Below are 20,180 nucleotides of genomic sequence, written 5' to 3'. Positions count from 1 at the left end.
GGCTTTTCTGACTGTTATTTTTCACTGATGTTTCTCACTGACATGATCCATTAAGAAAGAGTTTATTGCATGCTGTCACTTTCAAATCCTGAGCTACTTAAGAGCTCGTGTTTCATCAATGGCGAATGGGTCGGCGCTGATTCAGGCGACACCATCGATGTCATTAATCCTGCAGATGATTCTGTCATCATTGATGTGCCTGTGATGGGGCAGAAGGAGACCGAAGCCGCCATCGGTTTCGCTGCGACAGCCTGGAAGCCCTGGAAGAAAACAACGGCAAAGCATCGTGCGCAAATTTTACGTCGGTGGTTTGATCTGATTATGGCTAATCAGGACGACCTGGGTAAGATTCTCTCGGCGGAACAGGGTAAACCCATCCCCGAAGCAAAAGGTGAGATCGCCTATGCAGCCTCTTTCATTGAATGGTTTTCTGAAGAAGCGAAGCGGACTTACGGGGATGTGATTCCTGAAGTTGTTCCCGGCACCCGTCTGACCGTGAGAAAAGAGCCGATCGGTGTCTGTGCAGCCGTCACACCTTGGAACTTCCCGGCGGCGATGATTACCCGTAAAGCCGGGCCGGCTCTGGCTGCCGGTTGTCCGATCATTATCAAACCGGCTTCGCAGACGCCTCTGACTGCGTTTGCGCTGGCGTATCTGGCCCACGAGGCGGGGGTGCCAGCAGGTGTATTGCAGGTGATTAATGGCCGCTCTTCTGAGATCGGTACGGCGCTGTGTGAAAACCCTACCGTGCGCAAACTGTCGTTCACCGGGTCAACCGATATTGGCAAGCTGCTGATGCAACAGTGCGCTGCTAATGTGAAAAAAGTCTCTCTGGAGCTGGGCGGCAATGCGCCGTTTATCGTCTTTGATGATGCTGATCTGGATAAATCGGTTGAGGGGGCGCTGATCGCCAAGTTCCGTAACAACGGTCAGACCTGTGTCTGTGCCAACCGCATACTGGTACAGAGCGGTGTGTATGATGCGTTTTCTGCCAAGCTGGCTGCAGCGGTCGATAAGCTGGTGGTGGCTGATGGTGCTACTGCGGGGGCCGAGCTTGGTCCGCTGATTGATCGTAAAGCCTACCGCTCGATTAAAGCGATGATCGATGATGCCACGGCTAAAGGCGCGGTACAGATTACCTCACGAAATGTTGAGTTTGACGAGCAGCAGCGCTTTATGAACCCGGTCGTCCTGGGGGATGCGCAGCGCTCAATGGATTTTTATGCCGATGAGATCTTTGGCCCGGTGGCGGCGCTGTTTAAGTTTGACAGCATCGATGACGCGATCGAGATGGCCAACGATACGGAATATGGTCTGGCGTCGTATATGTATACCCAGAGCATCTCCACCTATATCCACGTCAGCGAAGCGCTGGAGTATGGCATGGTGGGGGTGAACACGGGCCTGATCTCCAATGAAGTTGCGCCGTTTGGGGGGATCAAATCGTCCGGTATCGGTCGTGAAGGTTCGAAGTACGGCATTGAAGATTATCTGGAAATTAAATATGTCTGTCTGGGTGGTCTGTGATGAACGCTGTCTATCAACAAGCGGCTGCAGCGATCCAACATGGCCGCGCTGAGTGCCAAACGCTCAGCGATGTGACGGTGTTTGATGGTTTTACCATTGATGATGGTTATGGCGTTCAGCGGCAACTGATGAAGCAGAATGCGGCGGCAGGTAATCAGGTGTCTGGCTGGAAAGTTGCCATGGCGAATCAGCCTGCACTGGATAGGTTTGGGCTTGATGAGCCGGTGTATGGTGTGCTGTTCAGAGATATGCTGATTGAGGGTGACCGCCTCAGCCCTGACGCCGTGATCGCACCTAAACTGGAAGCGGAGCTGGCGTTTATTCTGGGTCATGATCTTGATGGCGATGACTACACCGATCAGCAGATTATCGAGGCAATTGCTTATATTGCACCGGCGTTTGAAGTGGCCGATTCCCGGCTGGGCTGGAAGTTTGGTATCGGCGGTTTTCTTGCCGATAATGCGGTTGCCTCTTTTTACCAGTTAGGTGAGCCGCAACTTTTTATACCTGGGCAGACCGGAACTGAGGTTGAGTGCAGTCTGACCACGGCAACTGAAACGCTGTCCGGTTCGCCTGCCAGTGTACTGGGCGGTCCGCTGACATCCTTTGTCAGGATGGTGCGTAGCCTGCTGGCACTGCACGGTGGTGTTAAGGCGGGGCAGCACTTTATCAGCGGTTCGCTGACGAAACCGATCGATATGATTCCGGGCACAACCTACCGTTTAACCATGCTGGACACTGAACTGGTTCTGTCCTATCAATAGCTGCACTGTATTTACACAGAGGTGAGTGATGAGTGAGAAATTTGATGCAGGTTTAAAGCTGCGAAAAGAGGTCCTGGGTGACGCCTATGTGGATCGTTCGATCAATAACGCTAACGAGTTTAATAAACCGCTACAGCAGTTAGTGACTGAGTATTGCTGGGGAGATGTCTGGCAACGAGAGGGGCTGGATAAAAAAGAGCGGAGCATGATTAATCTGGCAATGATCTCCGCCCTCAACCGTCCCCATGAGCTGGCGCTGCACGTCCGGGGGGCGTTGAATAACGGCCTGACTCCAATACAGATCCGCGAAGTGCTGATGCAGGTGGCGATCTATTGTGGCGTTCCGGCTGCGATCGACAGTTTCCGTATTGCGATGCAGATTATGGAAGAGGAAGGCATCGATCTGAACAACCTGAAAGGCTGATCAGTCAGGTTCAGCCATCTTTAGTGGCGTGGTAGACCGCGAATTGGAGAGCGTGTTTGGAACTCGTCATTAATATTGTTTTACCGGTGTTTGCAGTTGTTTTTAGCGGCTGGTTTGCCTGCAGATCCGGCGGTATACCGATGAGCGCTGTGCAGGCGCTCAACCATTTTATTATCAATTATGCCGTACCACCGATGCTGTTTCTGGCGATGGCTAAGGTCTCCCTGGACGCTTTAGTAAACCCCTCCTTTATTGCCGCTTATTTTATTGCCACCACGATTACCATGGTGCTGGGGGTGTTTGGCTACCGGGGCCTGAAAAGCCGGGATAGCCTCGATGCAATCGTTATCTCACTCATCTGTGGCTGGGGGAATACCATCTATATGGGGGTACCGCTGGCTTTCTACATGTTTGGTGAGAAGGGCACCGTGCCGGTTGTGATTGCGACGTTATCGACCAACATGGTGTTTATTATCGGTCTGGCGCTGGTGGGCAATAAAAGCTCCGGCGGGACCTACTGGCAGAACGCCTGGAATACGTTCTCCCGGATGTTTCTCAAAAATCCGGTATTGATAGCCCCGATAGCCGGGGGAGTGTTTTCCTATTTTTCTATTCCGCTGCCTGTCCCGGTGAACAATCTGTTTGCGATGCTGGCGCCATCCGCAGCCCCTGTGGCGCTGTTTGCCATGGGCGCATCACTGGTGGGTATTAAAATTCAGGGCGAGACCGGACGGCTGGTTTGGGTGACGCTGGTTAAAGTTGTTTTCAACCCACTGGTTGCCTTGTTGGTCGTTTATCTGATGGGACTGGAGCCGTTCTGGGCTGCGTCTGTTGTCCTGATGTCCTCTTTGCCAACAGGCTCAATGGTGTTTATTTTTGCCCGGCAGTATGAGCGTCGGGTTGAGCTGGCTTCCGGCGCTATTATGTCCACCACTATCCTTTCGCTGCTTTCCTTAGCCGTGATTTTGCCGTTGCTGAAAATCTGGGTCGATTGACTCCGTGACTCGTTTTGGTGCGCCATTTCCGGATAAAAATCTCCGCCGCCCGTCCGTTGTGCAAACAGATTGAAAATCATAGTTGGTTATTATCATTTTTCATTAAATGTGAGAAAAGCGTTATTTTTTTGTATTGATATTTTAAAATTAAGAATGTATTCTCAAATTATGAGAAATTTGGTGGTTTTAAGATATGAAGATAAATACGATCATATACGCTTCTGACTTAGGTCTTGGCAGCCGTCCTGCGTTCAGGGCTGCGATTGAACAGGCAAAAGCTCATAGCGCTCAAATCATTTATCTGCATGTTGTGGAGCCACTTGATGGTGCCACTGAAGAGATAATCAATGATTACCTCCCCGAATCGGTGAGTCGTTCCAGACTGGCTAAAATCTTCACTGAACGGATGCAGCGTATTGAGCAGCGTCTTATCGATTTTCATGATGAGGAACTGTCTGAGGAAGATGCAAAGCTGATCGATGAGCCAACGATTCAGGTTCTTCAGGGGGTGCCGGATAAGTGCATTGTCAAAGCTGCCAGGATGTTTAATGCAGATCTGATCGTGATGGGGGATAGGGAAAGCTCGTCATTGTCACGAATATTTCTCGGCTCAACGGCTCAGAAAGTAATCCATCACAGTGTTTGTCCTGTTCTCATTGTTCCTCTGAAAGGGACAAGTGAATAACGCTTAATCTCAACTCACCAAGTAAAATAACAGAGGTATTTCATGAAGAAAATAACAACGATGATTTCCGGCATTGTCTTAGCGTGTTCAGTGCTTGCTGCGCCATTGGTGGCCGCATCAGAATATCCATCCCGTCCGGTTAAGTTTATTGTGCCATGGCCTCCAGGTGATCTTGAAGATGTGCTGACCCGCATCATTGCTGAAGAGATGACTAAAGAGACGGGCAAGCCAGCAACGGTTGTTAATAAGCCTGGCGGTGGTGCAGTTATCGGTACGTCCGAAGTTGCAGTAGCCCGTCCCGATGGCCTGACGATCGGTTCATTTGTAAATGACCTGCTAACATTCAAAATCCTGGCGGGTAATGTGCCCTGGGATCACAGTACTTTTGAGCCAGTAGGCATCTTCCTGGATTATCCGTTTGTGCTGGCCACCCGTGGCGATGCTCCCTACAGTTCTATGAAAGAGCTGGCAGCATACTCACAGAGCAATGATGTCTCGCTGGGGCATTTTGGTTATCAGGCAGGCCCGACGGCGATGACCTTCAAAGCGGCAGAGGTTCTGGGGGTTAATTTTTCCTCTGATGCCCCTTTTGATGCCACCGACTGTTCCGTTCTGGCAAATGGTGATGCCGATGTTATCAATACCACGACTCAGCTAATCCTGGCGTGCCTGAAGTCGGGTGAAGCCAAAGTTCTGACCTCGTTTACTTCAGAGCGGATCAGTGTTTCACCCGATGCCCCGACCCTGAACGAGATTGCAGGTATCCCGATGACCACCTGGAATGGTCTGTTTGTGCCTGCCGGTACACCTCAGGAGATCAAAGACAAGATCGCTGCAATCGCGAAGAAAGCGCTTGAGTCTGATCGTGTTAAAGAGATCGCCAACACCACCGGTGCCTCAATCTATTGGCAGCCAGCCGCTGAAGCCAGTAAGCGTATTGCTGAAGAGGTCGAGCAAAGCAAAGATCTTCTCAAATATATGAACAAATAGGTTTTCAGTTAGTAAAGCCTCTCTGAAGTCTGGTTGACCTGATGAAAGAGAGGCGCTTTGAGAATTGATATGAAAAATAAAGATAACAATTTAGCCTCGGATAGCGAAGATCAGCTCTGTGATAAGCAGATGATTCTGACAGGTGATGAGAACATACCTTTCTACGTTCTGGTCACCTTAATCAGCTTTGTTTTACTCTGCCTGGTGCCTTCTCAGGCCAGCATTATTGATACTCACAAAGGGTGGTTTCTGCAACCGATGCTGGGTCCCCTTATCGGGCTGAGCATTATGGCTTTTTTTTCATGTGTGATGCTTGCTGGTAAGCTTAAGGCGCTTTTTTCAATCGATCTGAAAACCTGGTCTGAGTATCTGTATGATGCGCTCTCCTATAATCGGGTCGCGGTGATCACCAGCATTCTCTTTCATTTCTATATCCACCTGTTAAATGTAACCGGATTTTTTCTCACGACATTAGTGTTTGTCTCGCTGCTGCTGGCGTTATCGCGCCTGCTTAACCGGAACTGGTTTATAGCGACCTTCTTAGTCTCTGTCGCCATCGTTTTTATCTTCAGATATGTGATTGGCCTGTGGATGGATGATGTGTGGTTGTATCAATTCTTGCCAGCTGACTGGTCAGATTTTGCAAATTCTTATCTTTAATTCTGGAAACGGCAATGGATAGTATACTGCTGGGTTTAAATGAGGTTGCCAACTTAAATGTGATCCTGGCGATCTTGTTAGGTGCATTGATTGGGGTGACTATTGGCTCTATCCCGGGTCTTGAACCTGCCGGAGTGATGGCGATACTGTTGCCCCTGAGTTTTTCGATGGCGCCACTGGCGGGGGTCATGTTGCTGGTGGGGGTTTACGGCGGCGCCTGGTACGGTGGCGCGATTCCCGCGATTCTGATGAACACCCCCGGCACCCCGGTGGCGGTGTTAACCACCTACGATGGTTATCCGATGGCGCAACGGGGGGAAGGCAAACGCGCACTGTCGATTGCGTACACCTCCTCATTTGTGGGGGGAATGATCAGTGTTACCTCTCTGGTGTTACTGGCGCCCGTGCTGGCTAAAGTGGCACAAAAGTTTGGTTCAGCAGAGTTTGCTATGCTGGCGCTGCTGGGGATGGTGTTTGTGGTGCTGGCCCACCGTAAACATGTGCCTGCAGCGGTGATTATGCTGGGCTTTGGGCTGTTTCTCGGTTCGGTAGGCCTCGACCGTTCATTTAACTCTCAGGTATTTACCTTCGGCCAGACCTGGCTGTTAGGTGGCATTCCGCTGGTGCCGGTTGTTATCGGTCTGTTTGCCATGTCTCAGGCGTTTGTATTGCTGTCAAAAAAGGGCAATGATGCCCATGTCACCAGGCTTGAGGGGGAAGGATACTTCAGTGGTATCGTAGAGCTGCTGCGCAATAAGATGACCGTTGCACGCTCCGCATTTCTGGGGGTGATCATGGGATTGCTGCCCGGTGTTGGCGAGTTTGGTTCGCAGTTTTTCTCCTACACCCTGGCACAGAAGTTTTCCAAAGATCCGGACTCCTTCGGCAAAGGCAACCCTGCGGGTCTGATCGCCTCGGAAACATCCAATAATGCCGTGACCGCATCGGTTATGGTGCCTTTGCTGGCGTTTGGCATTCCCGCTGATGCGCTGATGGCCATGTTGCTGGCGGTGTTTATGGTGCATAACTATGTACCGGGGCCGACGCTGTTTGCTGAGCGACCTGAGTTTATATCCGGCCTCTACATCTCTCTCTTTATGATGAATATTTTCTGCTTTGTCTACCTGACATTTGCCACTAAATGGATGGTAAATCTGACCCGTATCAGAGGGCGATTTATTGGTGCCTTTATTCTGGTGCTGGGTTTTATTGGCAGCTACAGCCAGAACTACCAGGTGAGCGATGCACTGATTGCGCTGTTTTTTGCAGGTGTTGGCTATGTGCTGAGAAAGAATGATATCCCTGCTATTCCTATTATTCTGGGCATGGTTCTGGGGCCAGTCTTCCTGACGCGATTCAGACAGTCCATGGGGATATCAGAAGGTGATCTGACTATTTTCATTACCCGGCCGATCAGTCTGGTGTTGCTGAGCATCACCATCCTCTCAATCGTGGTGTATATCAGCAGTAAAGTGAAAGAGCGTAAGAGCGCAACAGCTGCTTAAGCGCAGGAAAGCTGTTTACTGGCTTGCCTCTCTTGTTTATGGCTATTTGAATCTTCTGATTTTTTGCTTGTCAGCTTTAGCCGGTTGTTTAACAGCCGGCTTTTTTTATTTTACAGGCATAGAGTGTTTAATCGTGCTTTTATCTTTCACCGAGATCGCTGCTTTTCTTTAGGTCGGCTAATGTCTGTAACGGAGCTTGCGGTGAGATAAGTCGTGGTGTTCTCAGGGCAGGGCTGAGATTATCCAGAGACGTATTTAAGCCGTTCTCAGCTCAGGCTTGCCTGCGCTATAGAAAACTGTGATTACTGAAAGTTTGTCCGGGTTGTCGAGGGCAGTTCCCCTACTTGCATACGATAAAGCTGGGCGAAGCGTCCCAGGTTTGAAAAACCATAGTCTATGGCAATCTGAGTAATACTCCGGTGTGATGCCTTGCTGCTTATTTCCTGGTATGCATGAGCTACTTTTTGTTGCTGAATATAAGCGAGGGGGGATTTTGATTCGAACTCCTGAAAAAGATAATAGAGTGACCGTTCACTCATATAAAAAACGTTGCTTAAGTTTTTCACTGATATATTAGTTTTTATGTTTTGATCAATATAATTCTTAATATTTTTCATGGTTGTTACTTTGCTGTTCTTATTTGATTTTGAACCTGTGTTAAATAAGATCTCTCTCTGAATATAGTGGAGTATGATGTCAGCATAACTGTCTAATATTCTTTGTGGGATGCTCTTTTGTTGTGTCATTACATGGGTAAGTAAATCTTTGAAAGGAGTGGAGCTTATAGACACGACACTGTCTGATAAATGATTTATCTGGAGGAGATCTTCCAGCCTTTTTTCACTATAAAGAGAGTATGGTTGATTGAGGAAGTGGATTCGGAAGAACGTTCTGGAGTGATTAAATGACAGATAGATATATATCTGTCTATCGTTAACTTTAAAAGGCTTTGTTACTTTTGAACTTGCAAGAGTGATCTTTATGCCTGAAACGTTTTTAGTCAGATCAATATGATCATTCATATTGGCTACCTGGTATCGAGTCTGCTGTTTTTGATTTGGTTGTTTTGTAAACGCTCAGTGCTGTATTCTTGAATTGTTATTAAATGATTTCAGAAAGCGTTTTTAAATGCCCCTGATACCGGGGCTACGCGCTGATAAAATCAATTCTCTACCGGGATAGGGATAATCAAGACGGGGATAGCACTCAGCTGCACCACATTCTGTGCAGTTGAGCCGACAAAGAAACGTTCCAGAGTCGAGTGAGTCCGGCTGCGGCTGCCGACAATAATCAGGTCGGCACCGATCTCATCGGCAACCTCAATGATGGTTTCAGCCGCATGGCCTTCCTCAATGCGGGCTTCTGGCTTTTGCTGTAGCGAAACCGCTGTTGAGTGACTCAGTTTATCGATGCGTTGCTCGATGAGTGCTTTGATTCTTTGTAAGCCTTCCTGACGCATCGTCTGGAAAGCGTTTTTATCACTCAGGTTGCCGAAAATGGTTTCCGCTGAGTGAGAAGGGGGCTCAACGACATTCAGGAAGGTTACTTTTGCGTTATGTTTACTGGCCTCTAATGCCGCAAACTCAAACGCGTATTTGGAGCTGTCGCCCAGATCTGAAGCATATAAAATATTTCTAATCTCAATACTCATCTGTGTTGCCTTTATAATGATATAGGAACAGCCCTGTTTGCGCTGACAGGGCGCGCTGTATATATGCCTGAGTTAGCCGACCATCCCGGGCAGAAACAGGGATACACCTGGGACCAGTGCAATCAGAATCAGGCGGAAGATATCGGCGATCCAGAAGGGGGTGACCCCTTTGAAAATAGTGCTTAGCTTCAGATCGGGAAGCACCGTTCTGAGAACGAAGACATTCAATCCTACCGGTGGGGTGATCAGGCTGATTTCGGTGACCACGACCACCAGAATGCCAAACCAGATCAGATCCATTCCCATCGCGGAGATCAGCGGGTAAAACACCGGCACCGTCAGCAGTATCATCGACATACTTTCCAACACGCAGCCGAGAATGATATAGATACCGATGATCGCCAGAATCACCAGCATCGGGCTGAGATTCATCGCCAGCACACCATCTTTCAGGGCATCCGGCAACCCCGCCAGATTAATGAAGTTGGAAAACAGTACCGCACCGATAACCAGGAAGAACAGCATGGCCGTGGTACGGACAGAGCTTACCAGGGTGTCAATCAGGCTCTTAAACGTCAGCTTACGTCGCAGCAGGGCGATAAAGAATGCTCCCGAAGCACCGATCCCCGCCGCTTCTGTCGGCGTGAAGACGCCGCTGTAAATCCCCCCCATCACGATGAAAAACAGGAAGCATATGCCCCAGACATCCTTCAGTGCGACCAGCCGTTCAGTCCAGCTTGAACGCTCCGCTGCCGGCCCCTGCTCGGGCTTGAGGTGAACGGTGACTGATACCGCCGCCATATAGAAGATGATGCCGATTAAACCGGGCAGTAAACCCGCAATAAACAGTTTGCCGATATCGGTTTCTGTCATCATGCCGTAGATCACCAGGATGGTGCTGGGGGGGATCAGTATCCCCAGGGTTCCGCCGGCGGCGATTGATCCACTGGCTAAACTGTCGGCGTAGTTATACTTGCGCATCTCGGGCATCGCGACTTTCGACATGGTGGCGGCAGTGGCCATTGAACTGCCGCAGACCGCTGAGAAGCCCCCGCAGGACACTACCGTAGACAGTGCCAGGCCACCCCTGAAATGTCCCAGAAAAGCATGGGATGCGCGATAAAGCTGGCTGGAAAGGCCCGCCTCGGTGATAAAGTTACCCATCAGAATAAACAGCGGAACCACCGATAGGCTGTAGGATAATCCGGTCTCAAATGAGACCTGCGATACCATGTTAAGTGCGGCATCCATCCCTCTTGAGTTACCAAACTCAAACAGTTGTACATAGGCAAAGCCCAGTACGCCGGTGGTGCCCATGGCAACACTGAGGGGAACCCTGAAAAAGATCAGGAACATTAAAACGGCAAGGCCTATTAAGCTGGTTTCCATCTTGTATCAATACTCCGGCTTTGTCTTGCTGCGGAAAAGTTTTTTGCCCCTTCTGACAAGTAACATCATCACCAGTGCCGCCGTCGCCAGCGTGCAGCAACTGGCCATCAGTACAACCAGTCCGGTAAAGGGGATCTCGAGGATCGCAGTGGTGTCCTGGTAGTTATAGGTGCGGATGGCCAGTTTCCAGAGCATCCACGACAGCACACCAAAGGCGATGGTATTCACCAGACAGATAATGATTGTCTGCAACGGCTTCAGAAACGCCGGAACCGATGAGTCCAGAAGATCGACATCAACATGTTCATTGGCCGCTGTGACCATTGGCAAACCCAGAAATATCAGCGTTGCTAACAGAAACTCTGTTATTTCAAAACCTCCGGGGAGAGGGAAGGAGAACAGGTCTCGTCCCACAACATCCACCAGAGTGATCAGCATCATCAGGAACATTGCTACCGCAGCGATATACGCCAGTACGCGCTCGTATAAAAACTCCAGCGCGGTTAGCAATCGTTTGCTGATGTTTGTCAGTACCAGTCGCATAATGATTACCTAAACCTTATTCAGGCGTGTAACTGTTGGCAATTGCACGTAGTTCTGCCAGTGCCGCAGCGCCATCAACGCCCCTGGCGCTGGCTTCAGCGACCCATTCATTTTCAATGTGTGCCGTTTTCGCTTTCAGGTCGGCGACGAATGCATCATCCGCATAGGTTATGGTGTTGCCATTGGCCTTAGCGGCATCCAGACCTTCCTGAGCGATACGATCCCAGACTTTACCGCAGCGTTTGGCGAAGGCTTCGCCGGAGATACTTTCAATGGCCGCCTGATCTTTAGGATCGATCTCATTCCAGCGATCCTTATTCATCACCAGAAAGAAGCTGATGTTGTAAAAGCCACCCGGGACGATAGTGGTATTTTTAACCATATCCACGATATTGAAGCCGACCAGAGCATCCGGTGGATTCATGGTGCCGTCAGCGACACCGTGAGACAGAAGTTCGTAAGCTTTTGACGCGGGTTTCAGCAGAGGAACAGCGCCAACGGAGGTTGCCACCTGATTAACAACTCCACCTCCCACACGCAGTTTCAGCCCTTCGAAGTCTGATACTTTTTCAATTGGGTGTTTACTGTTATGCACCGCACCGGGTCCATGGGTAAACAGCCCCAGCAGTTTGACATCTTTATGTTCATTGGCCTTCGCCAGGTATTTGTTATAAACCCTCCAGTAGGCGACGGACTGCGCCTCTGCACTGTTACCGCTGAAGGGGAACTCGGCCACTTTGGTCAGCAGGAAGCGTCCCGGTGTATAGCCGTGAGCACTGTAGGTGATATCTGCCAGACCATCGCGGGCAATATCATAATGAATTTTTGGGTGTCCCAGGGATTTAGCCAGAATATCGACAGTCACCCGTCCTTCGGTAACCTCGGCCACCTCTTTGGCCCATGGGAAGATCATCTCTGCCGCCATAGGGTGCTGACTTGGCATCCAGGAGGAGAGTGTCAGCCGGGTTTCAGCAAATACACTCTGGCTGAAGGCGATCACAGATAATCCGACAAGCATCTTTGCAACTGTGCGTTTCATGTTTTACCTCAGGCTTCTATTTATTTTTTCAATAGGGTTTCAGTGTTTCTGGATGATGACGATGGCTTGGATTCGGTCGTTTTTATCATCCGGGTTATCTATTAAGTAACATAACAGAAGTGGTCAAACAATACATTTTATCAAATTATGATAATAATGTAATTAAAGTTTGGTTTTGCACAATATTAGTACTTATTTAATCTCACTATAAGTGTATGTGCACTATTGTGTGTCACGAGTAGAAATGGCTTGGTGGCCTGGATAAACTGCATAAATCAGCGTTTGGCAGCTGTGTCTTGAAACGTGGGATTGCCAGGCAAAAGCTGATCCGAAAAGCAGTTTTTGCACAGAGAATTTCTGATGTATTGGCAGGGAGGGACAGATCGGTATGATAAAAGTTCGTCAGCGTTCAGCTTGAAAACAGGTTGTGAAAATAAGATCAGAATTGCGCTGCACTCTGCTCCAGCTGCTGTGGGCCTAAGCGATAGATCGTCATCTCATCGACGCTGTTGGCTCCCATCTGTTGATAGAAGTGGATAGCCGGGGTGTTCCAGTCGAGACAGCCCCACTCCAGTCGCTGGCAACCCCGTTCCAGTGCCAGCTTAGAGAGATAGGCGAGCATAATCTTACCTAACCCTTGTGACTGAAACGGCTGATCGATGTAAAAGCCATCGATATAGAGCCCGGTCTGGCCAGTGAACGCCGATGAGTTTTGATAGAAATAGATAAAGCCAACCGTCTCGCCATCGTATTCCCCAAACAGTACTTCCCCTCTTTGTTCACTGAGTAAGCGGTGTATATCAGCTTCGGTGGCGGTGATCTTATCCAGCATCTTCTGGTATTCACCCAGTTTTTTCATATAGGCGATAACCTGTGCTGCGTCATCGGCCGTTCCGGTTCTGAGCGTGAAGCGGGCAACCCGGGTTTGAATTTTATCCATACTGTTTTTCACAAATTGGTGAAGGTTGTTTTTAAACGTATGTTTAAGTTGCTACAAATAGAGACCGAAGGCCCGGTGTATCGGCCTTTGATTTTTTCTGCTGCATTGTGCAGCTGTTTCTGTCTCACAGGAGTGAAATACTATGGAAACAACCGTCTTAAATAACCCCGCCAGGGGTGTGTCTCAACCCTATATTGCACCGCAGCCTGTTCATTCAACAATACCCTGTCCGGGGAGGTACTGGGAGGATCGGGTATATGAAGAGGTCTACACGGGTAACTGGAGCAGAACCGATGTCCATAACCGGATTGATCTGCAAGGCTGGTTGCCTTATCTGCAACAGCTACCCCGGGACCCGTATGTGGATAGCCGCTGGAAGCGGATGTCCTGGTTCTATCTGAACCGGGCTGGTGAGCCGGTGGTGGTGCCGGATTGTCCAATGGCTCAGGCCGGTGCATTTAATGATGCGGATACCATGGCGGATAAGGTGCGCCATTATGCGCCCCTGGAGGATGCGTTTATTCAGCGAACCGATGTCTCCGAGTTTATCAAGGGTTGGGCCGGGCTCTGGGATATTCAGCCCGGTGAGCCGATTCTGATGCAGATAAACGGTGTGCGGGGGAACGCCTTAACCGACCCATTGCAGGGGCAGGGGATTCATAAAGATGGTAGTCAGTTTCTCAGTGTGTTGGTGATTAACCGGGAAAATGTCAGCGGCGGAACCAGTTTATTGTCGTACGATAAACAGGGAGAGCAGGAGATTATCTCCGGTGATCTGGCGCCGGGTGAGATTCTGCATATCCGTGATGATCAGATCTATCACAGTGTCAGTGGTGTTAAGCCGCTTGATGCCGACCAGCCCTATGAACGGTTTATCATCATAATCAATTGTCGTTTTAATGATCAGTTTCAGAACCGCATTCTCCGGGAACATTTCCCCGGGGCGGTGTTGAATGAGAGGTAAGACTGCTGCAGGAATATGAGAGATAAAAGGCGGATCGGGTATCCGCCTTTATTATTGTCTGGTTCTGAAATAGGTCGCCACTTTTATTAAATTAACGCCCGGTGAATCTCATTGGTAGTTAAGAAAGCCTGGTTCATCAACAACCGTTACTGATTTTGCTCTATTAACTATCACCTATTGCTCCAGAACATAGATAGGTAGATGTCGCCGCCCGTCGATCTTTTCCAGTGATTGCAACCGTTCGAGAGTCGAGGCCGTAAAACGATGCCCCGCGGGCAGAAGCAGGATCTCGTTTTGATTATAGATACTTCGTGATAGTTCCATGCCTGCTTCAAGCTGCATACTTGTTACCAGGCGTTCAGATGATTTCAGCGCTTTGTGTTCCAGCTGGGGAATAAGTTCAGGTAGCAACTGAACAATCTGCTTGTCATAAATGGTGCCCGAATCTCTGTTTAGTTGCCTAAGTGTGTCATGGCTGCTTTTGCATATGTCATATCGTTTTCCATTAATTGAATGAACGTAATCGCGTGCTACAGAAAGAATTCTGGCCCCGAGGGGAATCTGATTCTCCAGAAGTCCGTCCGGAGTGCCAGCCCCGCAGACCTGCTCATACTGGTATTTAATTATTTCGGCAACATCATTGAGATTTTCTGCCGGAGCCAGTGCTATATACGCTTTCACTGGGTGTTCAAGAAACAATTTTGTTTCTGTTGAGCTGAGCTTACACAAGGGGAGCGCCAGAATTTTTTCAGGCAGACTCAGTAATCCTAATTCGCTTATTAATCCTGCCAGGTGGATAGTGGTGACTTCAGATGGTGTTAATTCCAGATGTCTGGCAATCAGTTCGCATAATTCACTAATCTGTATAGCCTGTTTGCCTCCGAGGTGGGGATTGAGGCTGATAAGATTATAGAAGACCTTCAGCGTGGCACGATGGTTTGTTTTGATCTGGCTGTTCGCCTGCTCGACTCTGGTCATTGCCTGGCGAATTTGTCGGGTACGCAACTGAACTCTTTCTTCGAGTTCAAGGTTCAGATCATGAAGTGTCTGGTTCTGCTGTTTTATCGTTGTCAGCAACTGTTGCTTTTCCCGCTCAAGACAGAGGCGTTCGGCCGCCTGCGATAGCGTCAGTAAGAGATCTTCATTGTTCCAGGGTTTTTGCAGATAGCGGTGAATCTGCCCATCGTTGACTGCAGAAATAGTGGCATCATTATCGGCATAGCCGGTTAGCAGCATGCGGTAGCTGGAAGGGTATTCCCGGGCAATCTTAGCTAAAAACTCTGCTCCATCAATCTCAGGCATGCGCATATCTGAAATCACGATATCTATCGAGTGTTGCTGCATGAGTTTCATGCCTTCGCGAGCGTTGGAGGCTGGGAAAAACTGAAACTCAGTGTTATTTAGCAGACGCTTAAGCGCCCGTAAAACATTGGTTTCGTCGTCCACACAAAGAACATTCCAGATCGACTGGGTATCAGGGACGGGTTGTTGTATCAGTTCTGGCGTGTGTTGTTGCATGCCGGGCTCCATTTTATCGACAAGAGTGTAACGCGTTCTGTTTCTCTCAATACCTGTAGCAAACAATCCATTATTCGTAATCGGACTTCAGCTTAGCAGTGTGTGTCTCAAATGTCACATTTGACTTAGAATAATGTTTTGTTACTATAGTCACTATCAGGAGCAAGGATAACTCTTTGGGTAGGTATATAGATGAAAACATTGACGACAGGTGAAATAGCAAAGCTTTGTGATGTCAACTTGCGGACTGTTATTCGCTGGATTGATCGTGGTGCTTTAACGGGTTTTAAATTGCCTGGCAGGGGAAATAACCGGGTTCGGGAAGAAGATTTTATCGCCTTTCTGCATGAGCATGGCATGCCTGTGCCACCTGGGCTCCAGCAAACCATCAGCAGACAGATATTGATCGTGGATGATGAGCCAGCGGTTGCAAAATCAATACAACGGGTACTCAGAAGTAATGGCTATGAAACACTGATCGCGACCGACGGATTTCAGGCCGGAAGCATGCTGTCTATAGAAAAGCCTGCGTTAATGACGCTCGATCTGAGTATGCCGGGTCTGGATGGTTACGGCGTAATCGAATGCGTCAGGAGCACTAGCGAACTATCGGGCCTTAAAATTCTGGTCATATCGGCTCTGGGTGAAGCCAGTCTGGAGAAAGCATTAGCGGCTGGTGCTGATGCCGTGTTGCAGAAACCTTTTGAGAATGAACAGCTTTTAAAGAGCATTCAGCAGCTGCTGAAAAAATGAACTGCCGCTATAACCGTGATTGTGTCCGGCGAACAAGTGATTAACTGAATTGATCGATGTCAGAAAGAAAGTGCTGGGGGTACTGTGCATAGAACGTTGTTACTGATTGATGATGAACAGTCTATTCTCAGGGCACTGAGGCGGACACTGCATCATGCCGGATATAAGGTCGTTACTGCGAATAGCGGGGATGAAGCGTTACGTTTGCTTGAGCAAAATAATCATATCAGGGTGGTTATTACCGATTATCATATGCCTAACATGACCGGCGGGGAGTTGCTGGCGAATATCAAACAACGCTTCTCCGATATTGTCGGTGTTATGTTGACCGGCTATGCCGATATTGATTCAGTTATCGCTGCGCTTAACAGCGGCACGGTATACAAGTATCTCACCAAACCATGGGATGAGGGGACATTGCTGGCTGAGATAAAGGGGGCCTTTCAGCATTCCCAGGAACTGGACAAACTACGACGCAGGAGCGGAGCTCTTGGGATTGAGGAGCTGTTATTTCGTCGGGAAGTCATGGCGCGCCTGCGGCAGTGGATGGAGAGTGGTGTCGAGACAACGGCGGTTTATCTGGACGTCAATATGTTCCGTAGCTATAACGATAGTCTGGGGTACGAGGTGGCAGATCAACTGCTGGTTTCGCTGGCAAACACGATGTTGCAGAATACCCCTGAATCCGGTGAGCTTGGGCATATGGGCGGTGATGAGTTTGTGCTGCTGATTCCCGCGGCTTATTCCGCAACGGAAACACAGAATATTGTTGACGCTCTGTTGCAACCATTTGAGCAGTTACAAAGTATTGCCGGGCGAGAATTGCACATCTCCTTCAGTGCTGGATATGCGCTGAGTCCCGATGATGGTGAAACCCCGGAATCGTTAATACGTAATGCTCAGGCCGCTCTCTATAATGATAAGCAATCGGGTGCCCGGCAGTTTCCCCGTTACCAGCCAGCGATGAACGCTAATAGTCGTGGGCTGATGTTGCTGCGTAGCGACCTGTACCAGGCGCTGGATAAAGATCAATTATCGGTGGTGTATCAGCCTAAGATTTCGCTGAGAACCGGGCTTATTGTCGGGGCGGAGTCTCTGTTACGCTGGAAGCATGATTCGTTGGGGATGATCTCTCCTGAAACGTTTATTCCTCTGGCTGAGACCAGTGGCCTGATTGAGCCGATCGGTGAGTGGGTTTTGGCGACCGCCAGTGCGCAACGTAAGTGCTGGCAACGAGAAGGGGTGCCTCCGTTTTTGCTCTCCGTGAATCTGTCCGGCCGTCAACTGCATCAGGCAATGCTGGCTGATAAAATTAAACATATCCTGGATGTATCCGGTATAGAGCCGACCGATCTGGAACTGGAAATTACCGAAACCTTCCTGATACAGGATATTGATAACAGCGTGAAACTGCTTAATGAGTTGAAAGCACTGGGGATTAAACTGTCTATTGATGATTTTGGTACCGGGTACTCATCGCTTAATTATCTGAACCGATTACCAATAGATACTCTGAAGATTGACCGTTCCTTCGTAAAAGAGCTGCCACAGAGCAGAGAACGCCTGGATCTGGTGAGAAATGTTATCCAGTTGTCGCATGACCTGGGTATGTCGGTAGTTGCCGAAGGGGTTGAGACTCAGGCTCAGCTGGATACCCTGAATACTCTCAATTGCGATGAGATTCAGGGATATTTTTATAGTCCGCCGGTATCGGCTGGACAGTTCAGGGCGTTGCTTGAAAATCAGCCGTTAATCGGGAAAGAATACCTGCAGCATTAGTGCGGATAACGATCAAGGAAACTGTCAGGAATTAGAAATTTGATGGATACACCCCGGGTATTATTTGTCGATGATGAAATCAGTGTTCTTAGCTCTCTGCGCAGAGGGTTGAGGCCATATTGCCGCGACTGGGAGCTGAGGTTTTGTCAGTCGCCGACGGAGGCGCTCAGCGTACTTGCGGAGTTTGAACCCTGGGTGATCGTTACCGATAAACGCATGCCTGAAATGGATGGTGCTGATCTGCTGCGGCGGGTTTGTGACGAGTCACCCGAAGTTATTCGGGTAATGCTTTCGGGATATATCTCTGAAGAGGTGATCTTTGAAGTCGCGGATGTCGCGCATATCCTGATACCAAAACCGATTGAAATGGACACATTATCGCAGCTGTTACGCCGGGCCATCTGTCTGCGCAGTCTCCCGGTGTCACAGGATCTGCGGCGACAGCTCGGTGCGCTCGAGAGTATTCCGGTGCTGCCGCAGGTCTATCGGGAGCTGAGTGATTATCTGAAGAGTGACAATGTTAATGTTGATGAGATTGGCAGAATCATCAGCCAGGATCCGGCAATCCTGGCAAAGATCATTCAGCTGGCGAATTCACCCTATCTCGGTTTTACCGGGCCGGCCTCTGATATCCATTCCGCCGTTATGCGGCTGGGTTTTGAAATCATCAAGAATGTAGTGCTTTGTCACGGGGTATTCAGACAGTGTCCGGCAATTGATGAGACACAACGCAATCAGTTATTACAGCGATCAATGATGCTTGCCTTGTTGTCCCGGCAACTGAGCATTGCCTGTGGCTGTAGTAAACAAGAGGTCGAGAAATCATTCACTCTGGGATTGTTGCACAATGTCGGCGCATTGCTGACCTGCACAGGGTCGATCCGCTTTGTCCCGGATCATCGGCAGCGGCAACCAACCGAAGAAGATGTTGCCGGAGCATATTTGCTGGCGCTTTGGGAGTTTGAGAACGACTTTGTTCAAGCCTTGATTTATCAGAATGTTCCTTCAGAGGCCGAGCATATTACACCGCTTATGTGCCGTCTTTATGTGGTGAAGTTAGCCTGTGAGACAAAGGCCCGTGGTGGCAGCTTGCTGGATGAGGCGTCAGGACTGGATCGTTCGATGCTCCAGTCTCAGGGGATACTGGATAAGGTTCTTTTATGGATTGATGAGTTTGACAATTCAGAGCTAAAGAGGGATGAGTCGTGAGAATTATCTATGCGCTAACATTGCTGCTGTCACTGAGTCTGAGTGCTCCTGATGCTGATGCTGATACGCTTACCTTTGGGGTAGTGCCACAACAGTCAGCCAAGCGACTGGCTCAATTGTGGACGCCAATTTTCAACTACCTGAGTGAAAAAACCGGGGAGACTATCCGTTTCAGTACCGCACATGATATCCCGACGTTTGAAAAGCGTCTGTTGGCGGGGGAATATGATATTGCGTATATGAACCCTTACCATTATACGGTTTTTCATCAGGTTCCCGGATATCAGGCACTTGCAAAGCAGAAGGATAAGCGGATTCAAGGCATTGTTGTGGTCAGAAAAGACAGCCCACTGACCGAGCTTGCTGAATTGAATGGACAAACGTTAGCCTTTCCTTCACCGGCAGCATTTGCCGCCAGTATCGTTCCCCGTGCCCAAATGGGGTTAGAAGGCATTCATATTACGCCGAAATATGTCTCTTCCCATGACTCCGTGTATCTGGGAGTCAGTCGTGGTTTTTTTGTTGCCGGTGGTGGGGTTATGCGCACCTTTAATAATATTGCACCTGAGGTGAAAGCACAGTTGCGGGTCTTATGGCGCACGCCGACCTATACCCCTCATGCTATTGCGGTGCACCCTCGGATTAACGCGGAAACTGTCGCGAAGCTTAGAAATGCACTGCTAGCGATGAATGATGATCCGGAAGGGCGTGCGTTACTGAAAGCGATTAATTTTCAGGGTATAGAGACGGCGCAGGATAGTGACTGGGATGATGTACGGGCATTGAAAATTAAACTGTTGGATGATCTGCTGCAGTAGTTTCTTGTTCGGTTAGCGAGGGGGTTC

20 protein-coding genes are annotated in these 20,180 nt (G+C 49.2%); 13 read left to right on the top strand and 7 right to left on the bottom strand.

Going from position 1 to position 20,180, the window contains the following annotated elements; all coding sequences use genetic code 11:
* Positions 1 to 69 precede the first annotated feature (69 nt).
* The 8 genes from OCU43_RS17090 to OCU43_RS17055 all read left to right on the top strand — a co-directional run bounded on the left by OCU43_RS17090 (position 70) and on the right by OCU43_RS17055 (position 7,550).
* Positions 70 to 1,527: an NAD-dependent succinate-semialdehyde dehydrogenase gene (locus OCU43_RS17090; RefSeq protein WP_139203188.1), complete on the top strand. Its 1,458-nt coding sequence runs from the start codon at positions 70 to 72 to the stop codon at positions 1,525 to 1,527.
* Positions 1,527 to 2,291: a 2-keto-4-pentenoate hydratase gene (locus OCU43_RS17085; protein ID WP_091359262.1), complete on the top strand. Its 765-nt coding sequence runs from the start codon at positions 1,527 to 1,529 to the stop codon at positions 2,289 to 2,291. The genes OCU43_RS17090 and OCU43_RS17085 overlap by 1 nt, the downstream gene beginning before the upstream one ends.
* A gap of 28 nt (positions 2,292 to 2,319) precedes the next feature.
* Positions 2,320 to 2,715 (top strand): 4-carboxymuconolactone decarboxylase, encoded by a 396-nt coding sequence (gene pcaC, locus OCU43_RS17080; protein WP_217647444.1) that lies wholly within the window; start codon positions 2,320 to 2,322, stop codon positions 2,713 to 2,715.
* A 56-nt stretch (positions 2,716 to 2,771) separates the two neighbouring features.
* The gene (locus tag OCU43_RS17075; protein ID WP_091359268.1) at positions 2,772 to 3,710 is read left to right on the top strand and encodes an AEC family transporter; all 939 of its coding nucleotides are present in this window, start codon (positions 2,772 to 2,774) and stop codon (positions 3,708 to 3,710) included.
* Between the two features lie 193 nt (positions 3,711 to 3,903).
* Positions 3,904 to 4,395, top strand: a complete 492-nt coding sequence (locus OCU43_RS17070) for a universal stress protein (protein WP_091359271.1) — start codon at positions 3,904 to 3,906, stop codon at positions 4,393 to 4,395.
* A 42-nt stretch (positions 4,396 to 4,437) separates the two neighbouring features.
* Positions 4,438 to 5,385, top strand: a complete 948-nt coding sequence (locus tag OCU43_RS17065; protein ID WP_091359273.1) for a tripartite tricarboxylate transporter substrate binding protein — start codon at positions 4,438 to 4,440, stop codon at positions 5,383 to 5,385.
* 69 nt (positions 5,386 to 5,454) lie between these two features.
* Complete coding sequence (locus OCU43_RS17060) at positions 5,455 to 6,045, top strand: hypothetical protein (RefSeq protein ID WP_091359277.1); 591 nt, start codon at positions 5,455 to 5,457, stop codon at positions 6,043 to 6,045.
* 14 nt (positions 6,046 to 6,059) lie between these two features.
* On the top strand, positions 6,060 to 7,550 hold the full coding sequence (locus tag OCU43_RS17055; RefSeq protein ID WP_091359279.1) for a tripartite tricarboxylate transporter permease: 1,491 nt from the start codon (positions 6,060 to 6,062) through the stop codon (positions 7,548 to 7,550).
* Between the two features lie 302 nt (positions 7,551 to 7,852).
* Here the strand turns inward: OCU43_RS17055 and OCU43_RS17050 are convergent, their stop codons facing one another.
* The 6 genes from OCU43_RS17050 to OCU43_RS17025 all read right to left on the bottom strand — a co-directional run bounded on the left by OCU43_RS17050 (position 7,853) and on the right by OCU43_RS17025 (position 13,112).
* Positions 7,853 to 8,572, bottom strand: a complete 720-nt coding sequence (locus OCU43_RS17050; RefSeq protein WP_091359282.1) for a helix-turn-helix domain-containing protein — start codon at positions 8,570 to 8,572, stop codon at positions 7,853 to 7,855.
* Positions 8,573 to 8,712: 140 nt separating this feature from the next.
* A complete protein-coding gene (locus tag OCU43_RS17045; RefSeq protein WP_091359283.1) occupies positions 8,713 to 9,201 on the bottom strand; it encodes a universal stress protein in 489 nt (162 codons plus the stop codon).
* Between the two features lie 72 nt (positions 9,202 to 9,273).
* Positions 9,274 to 10,590 carry a TRAP transporter large permease gene (locus OCU43_RS17040; protein WP_091359286.1) on the bottom strand — a complete coding sequence of 439 codons (1,317 nt, stop codon included), beginning with the start codon at positions 10,588 to 10,590 and terminating at the stop codon, positions 9,274 to 9,276.
* A gap of 6 nt (positions 10,591 to 10,596) precedes the next feature.
* Positions 10,597 to 11,133, bottom strand: coding sequence for a TRAP transporter small permease (locus tag OCU43_RS17035; protein ID WP_091359288.1), 537 nt, complete (start codon positions 11,131 to 11,133; stop codon positions 10,597 to 10,599).
* Positions 11,134 to 11,149: 16 nt separating this feature from the next.
* On the bottom strand, positions 11,150 to 12,172 hold the full coding sequence (locus OCU43_RS17030) for a TRAP transporter substrate-binding protein (protein ID WP_091359291.1): 1,023 nt from the start codon (positions 12,170 to 12,172) through the stop codon (positions 11,150 to 11,152).
* 439 nt (positions 12,173 to 12,611) lie between these two features.
* On the bottom strand, positions 12,612 to 13,112 hold the full coding sequence (locus OCU43_RS17025; protein WP_091359294.1) for a GNAT family N-acetyltransferase: 501 nt from the start codon (positions 13,110 to 13,112) through the stop codon (positions 12,612 to 12,614).
* Between the two features lie 142 nt (positions 13,113 to 13,254).
* On the opposite strand from OCU43_RS17025, the gene OCU43_RS17020 reads away from it, so the two are divergent.
* Positions 13,255 to 14,076 (top strand): 2OG-Fe dioxygenase family protein, encoded by an 822-nt coding sequence (locus tag OCU43_RS17020; RefSeq protein WP_091359298.1) that lies wholly within the window; start codon positions 13,255 to 13,257, stop codon positions 14,074 to 14,076.
* Between the two features lie 174 nt (positions 14,077 to 14,250).
* Here OCU43_RS17020 and nosR read toward each other — a convergent pair whose 3' ends face one another.
* Positions 14,251 to 15,594: a response regulator c-di-GMP phosphodiesterase, NosR family gene (gene nosR, locus OCU43_RS17015; RefSeq protein ID WP_175483540.1), complete on the bottom strand. Its 1,344-nt coding sequence runs from the start codon at positions 15,592 to 15,594 to the stop codon at positions 14,251 to 14,253.
* Positions 15,595 to 15,786: 192 nt separating this feature from the next.
* Here nosR and OCU43_RS17010 point away from each other — a divergent pair, with 192 nt between their 5' ends.
* The 4 genes from OCU43_RS17010 (at position 15,787) to OCU43_RS16995 (ending at position 20,153) form a co-directional block, all read left to right on the top strand.
* Positions 15,787 to 16,347 carry a response regulator gene (locus tag OCU43_RS17010; RefSeq protein WP_091359303.1) on the top strand — a complete coding sequence of 187 codons (561 nt, stop codon included), beginning with the start codon at positions 15,787 to 15,789 and terminating at the stop codon, positions 16,345 to 16,347.
* 84 nt (positions 16,348 to 16,431) lie between these two features.
* Positions 16,432 to 18,126: an EAL domain-containing response regulator gene (locus tag OCU43_RS17005; protein WP_091359306.1), complete on the top strand. Its 1,695-nt coding sequence runs from the start codon at positions 16,432 to 16,434 to the stop codon at positions 18,124 to 18,126.
* A gap of 42 nt (positions 18,127 to 18,168) precedes the next feature.
* Entirely contained in the window at positions 18,169 to 19,335 is a 1,167-nt protein-coding gene (locus tag OCU43_RS17000; RefSeq protein ID WP_091359308.1) for an HDOD domain-containing protein, read from the top strand.
* Positions 19,336 to 19,337: 2 nt separating this feature from the next.
* A complete protein-coding gene (locus OCU43_RS16995; RefSeq protein ID WP_217647447.1) occupies positions 19,338 to 20,153 on the top strand; it encodes a phosphate/phosphite/phosphonate ABC transporter substrate-binding protein in 816 nt (271 codons plus the stop codon).
* Positions 20,154 to 20,180: the final 27 nt, after the last annotated feature.

Source organism: Amphritea atlantica (genome assembly GCF_024347255.1).
GTDB classification, from domain to species: Bacteria; Pseudomonadota; Gammaproteobacteria; order Pseudomonadales; family Balneatricaceae; genus Amphritea; species Amphritea atlantica.
This window is presented reverse-complemented; position numbering and strand designations above follow the sequence as displayed.

Bases quoted from the DNA above. Each gene is read 5' to 3' on its own strand.
- OCU43_RS17035 (WP_091359288.1), bottom strand. From the start codon at position 11,133: ATGCGACTGGTACTGACAAACATCAGCAAACGATTGCTAACCGCGCTG.
- OCU43_RS17085 (WP_091359262.1), top strand. From the start codon at position 1,527: ATGAACGCTGTCTATCAACAAGCGGCTGCAGCGATCCAACATGGCCGC.
- OCU43_RS17000 (WP_091359308.1), top strand. From the start codon at position 18,169: ATGGATACACCCCGGGTATTATTTGTCGATGATGAAATCAGTGTTCTT.
- OCU43_RS17030 (WP_091359291.1), bottom strand. From the start codon at position 12,172: ATGAAACGCACAGTTGCAAAGATGCTTGTCGGATTATCTGTGATCGCC.
- OCU43_RS17060 (WP_091359277.1), top strand. From the start codon at position 5,455: ATGAAAAATAAAGATAACAATTTAGCCTCGGATAGCGAAGATCAGCTC.
- OCU43_RS17090 (WP_139203188.1), top strand. From the start codon at position 70: ATGCTGTCACTTTCAAATCCTGAGCTACTTAAGAGCTCGTGTTTCATC.
- OCU43_RS17065 (WP_091359273.1), top strand. From the start codon at position 4,438: ATGAAGAAAATAACAACGATGATTTCCGGCATTGTCTTAGCGTGTTCA.
- nosR (WP_175483540.1), bottom strand. From the start codon at position 15,594: ATGCAACAACACACGCCAGAACTGATACAACAACCCGTCCCTGATACC.
- OCU43_RS17045 (WP_091359283.1), bottom strand. From the start codon at position 9,201: ATGAGTATTGAGATTAGAAATATTTTATATGCTTCAGATCTGGGCGAC.
- OCU43_RS17010 (WP_091359303.1), top strand. From the start codon at position 15,787: ATGAAAACATTGACGACAGGTGAAATAGCAAAGCTTTGTGATGTCAAC.
- OCU43_RS17025 (WP_091359294.1), bottom strand. From the start codon at position 13,112: ATGGATAAAATTCAAACCCGGGTTGCCCGCTTCACGCTCAGAACCGGA.
- pcaC (WP_217647444.1), top strand. From the start codon at position 2,320: ATGAGTGAGAAATTTGATGCAGGTTTAAAGCTGCGAAAAGAGGTCCTG.
- OCU43_RS17070 (WP_091359271.1), top strand. From the start codon at position 3,904: ATGAAGATAAATACGATCATATACGCTTCTGACTTAGGTCTTGGCAGC.
- OCU43_RS17040 (WP_091359286.1), bottom strand. From the start codon at position 10,590: ATGGAAACCAGCTTAATAGGCCTTGCCGTTTTAATGTTCCTGATCTTT.
- OCU43_RS17055 (WP_091359279.1), top strand. From the start codon at position 6,060: ATGGATAGTATACTGCTGGGTTTAAATGAGGTTGCCAACTTAAATGTG.
- OCU43_RS17020 (WP_091359298.1), top strand. From the start codon at position 13,255: ATGGAAACAACCGTCTTAAATAACCCCGCCAGGGGTGTGTCTCAACCC.
- OCU43_RS17050 (WP_091359282.1), bottom strand. From the start codon at position 8,572: ATGAATGATCATATTGATCTGACTAAAAACGTTTCAGGCATAAAGATC.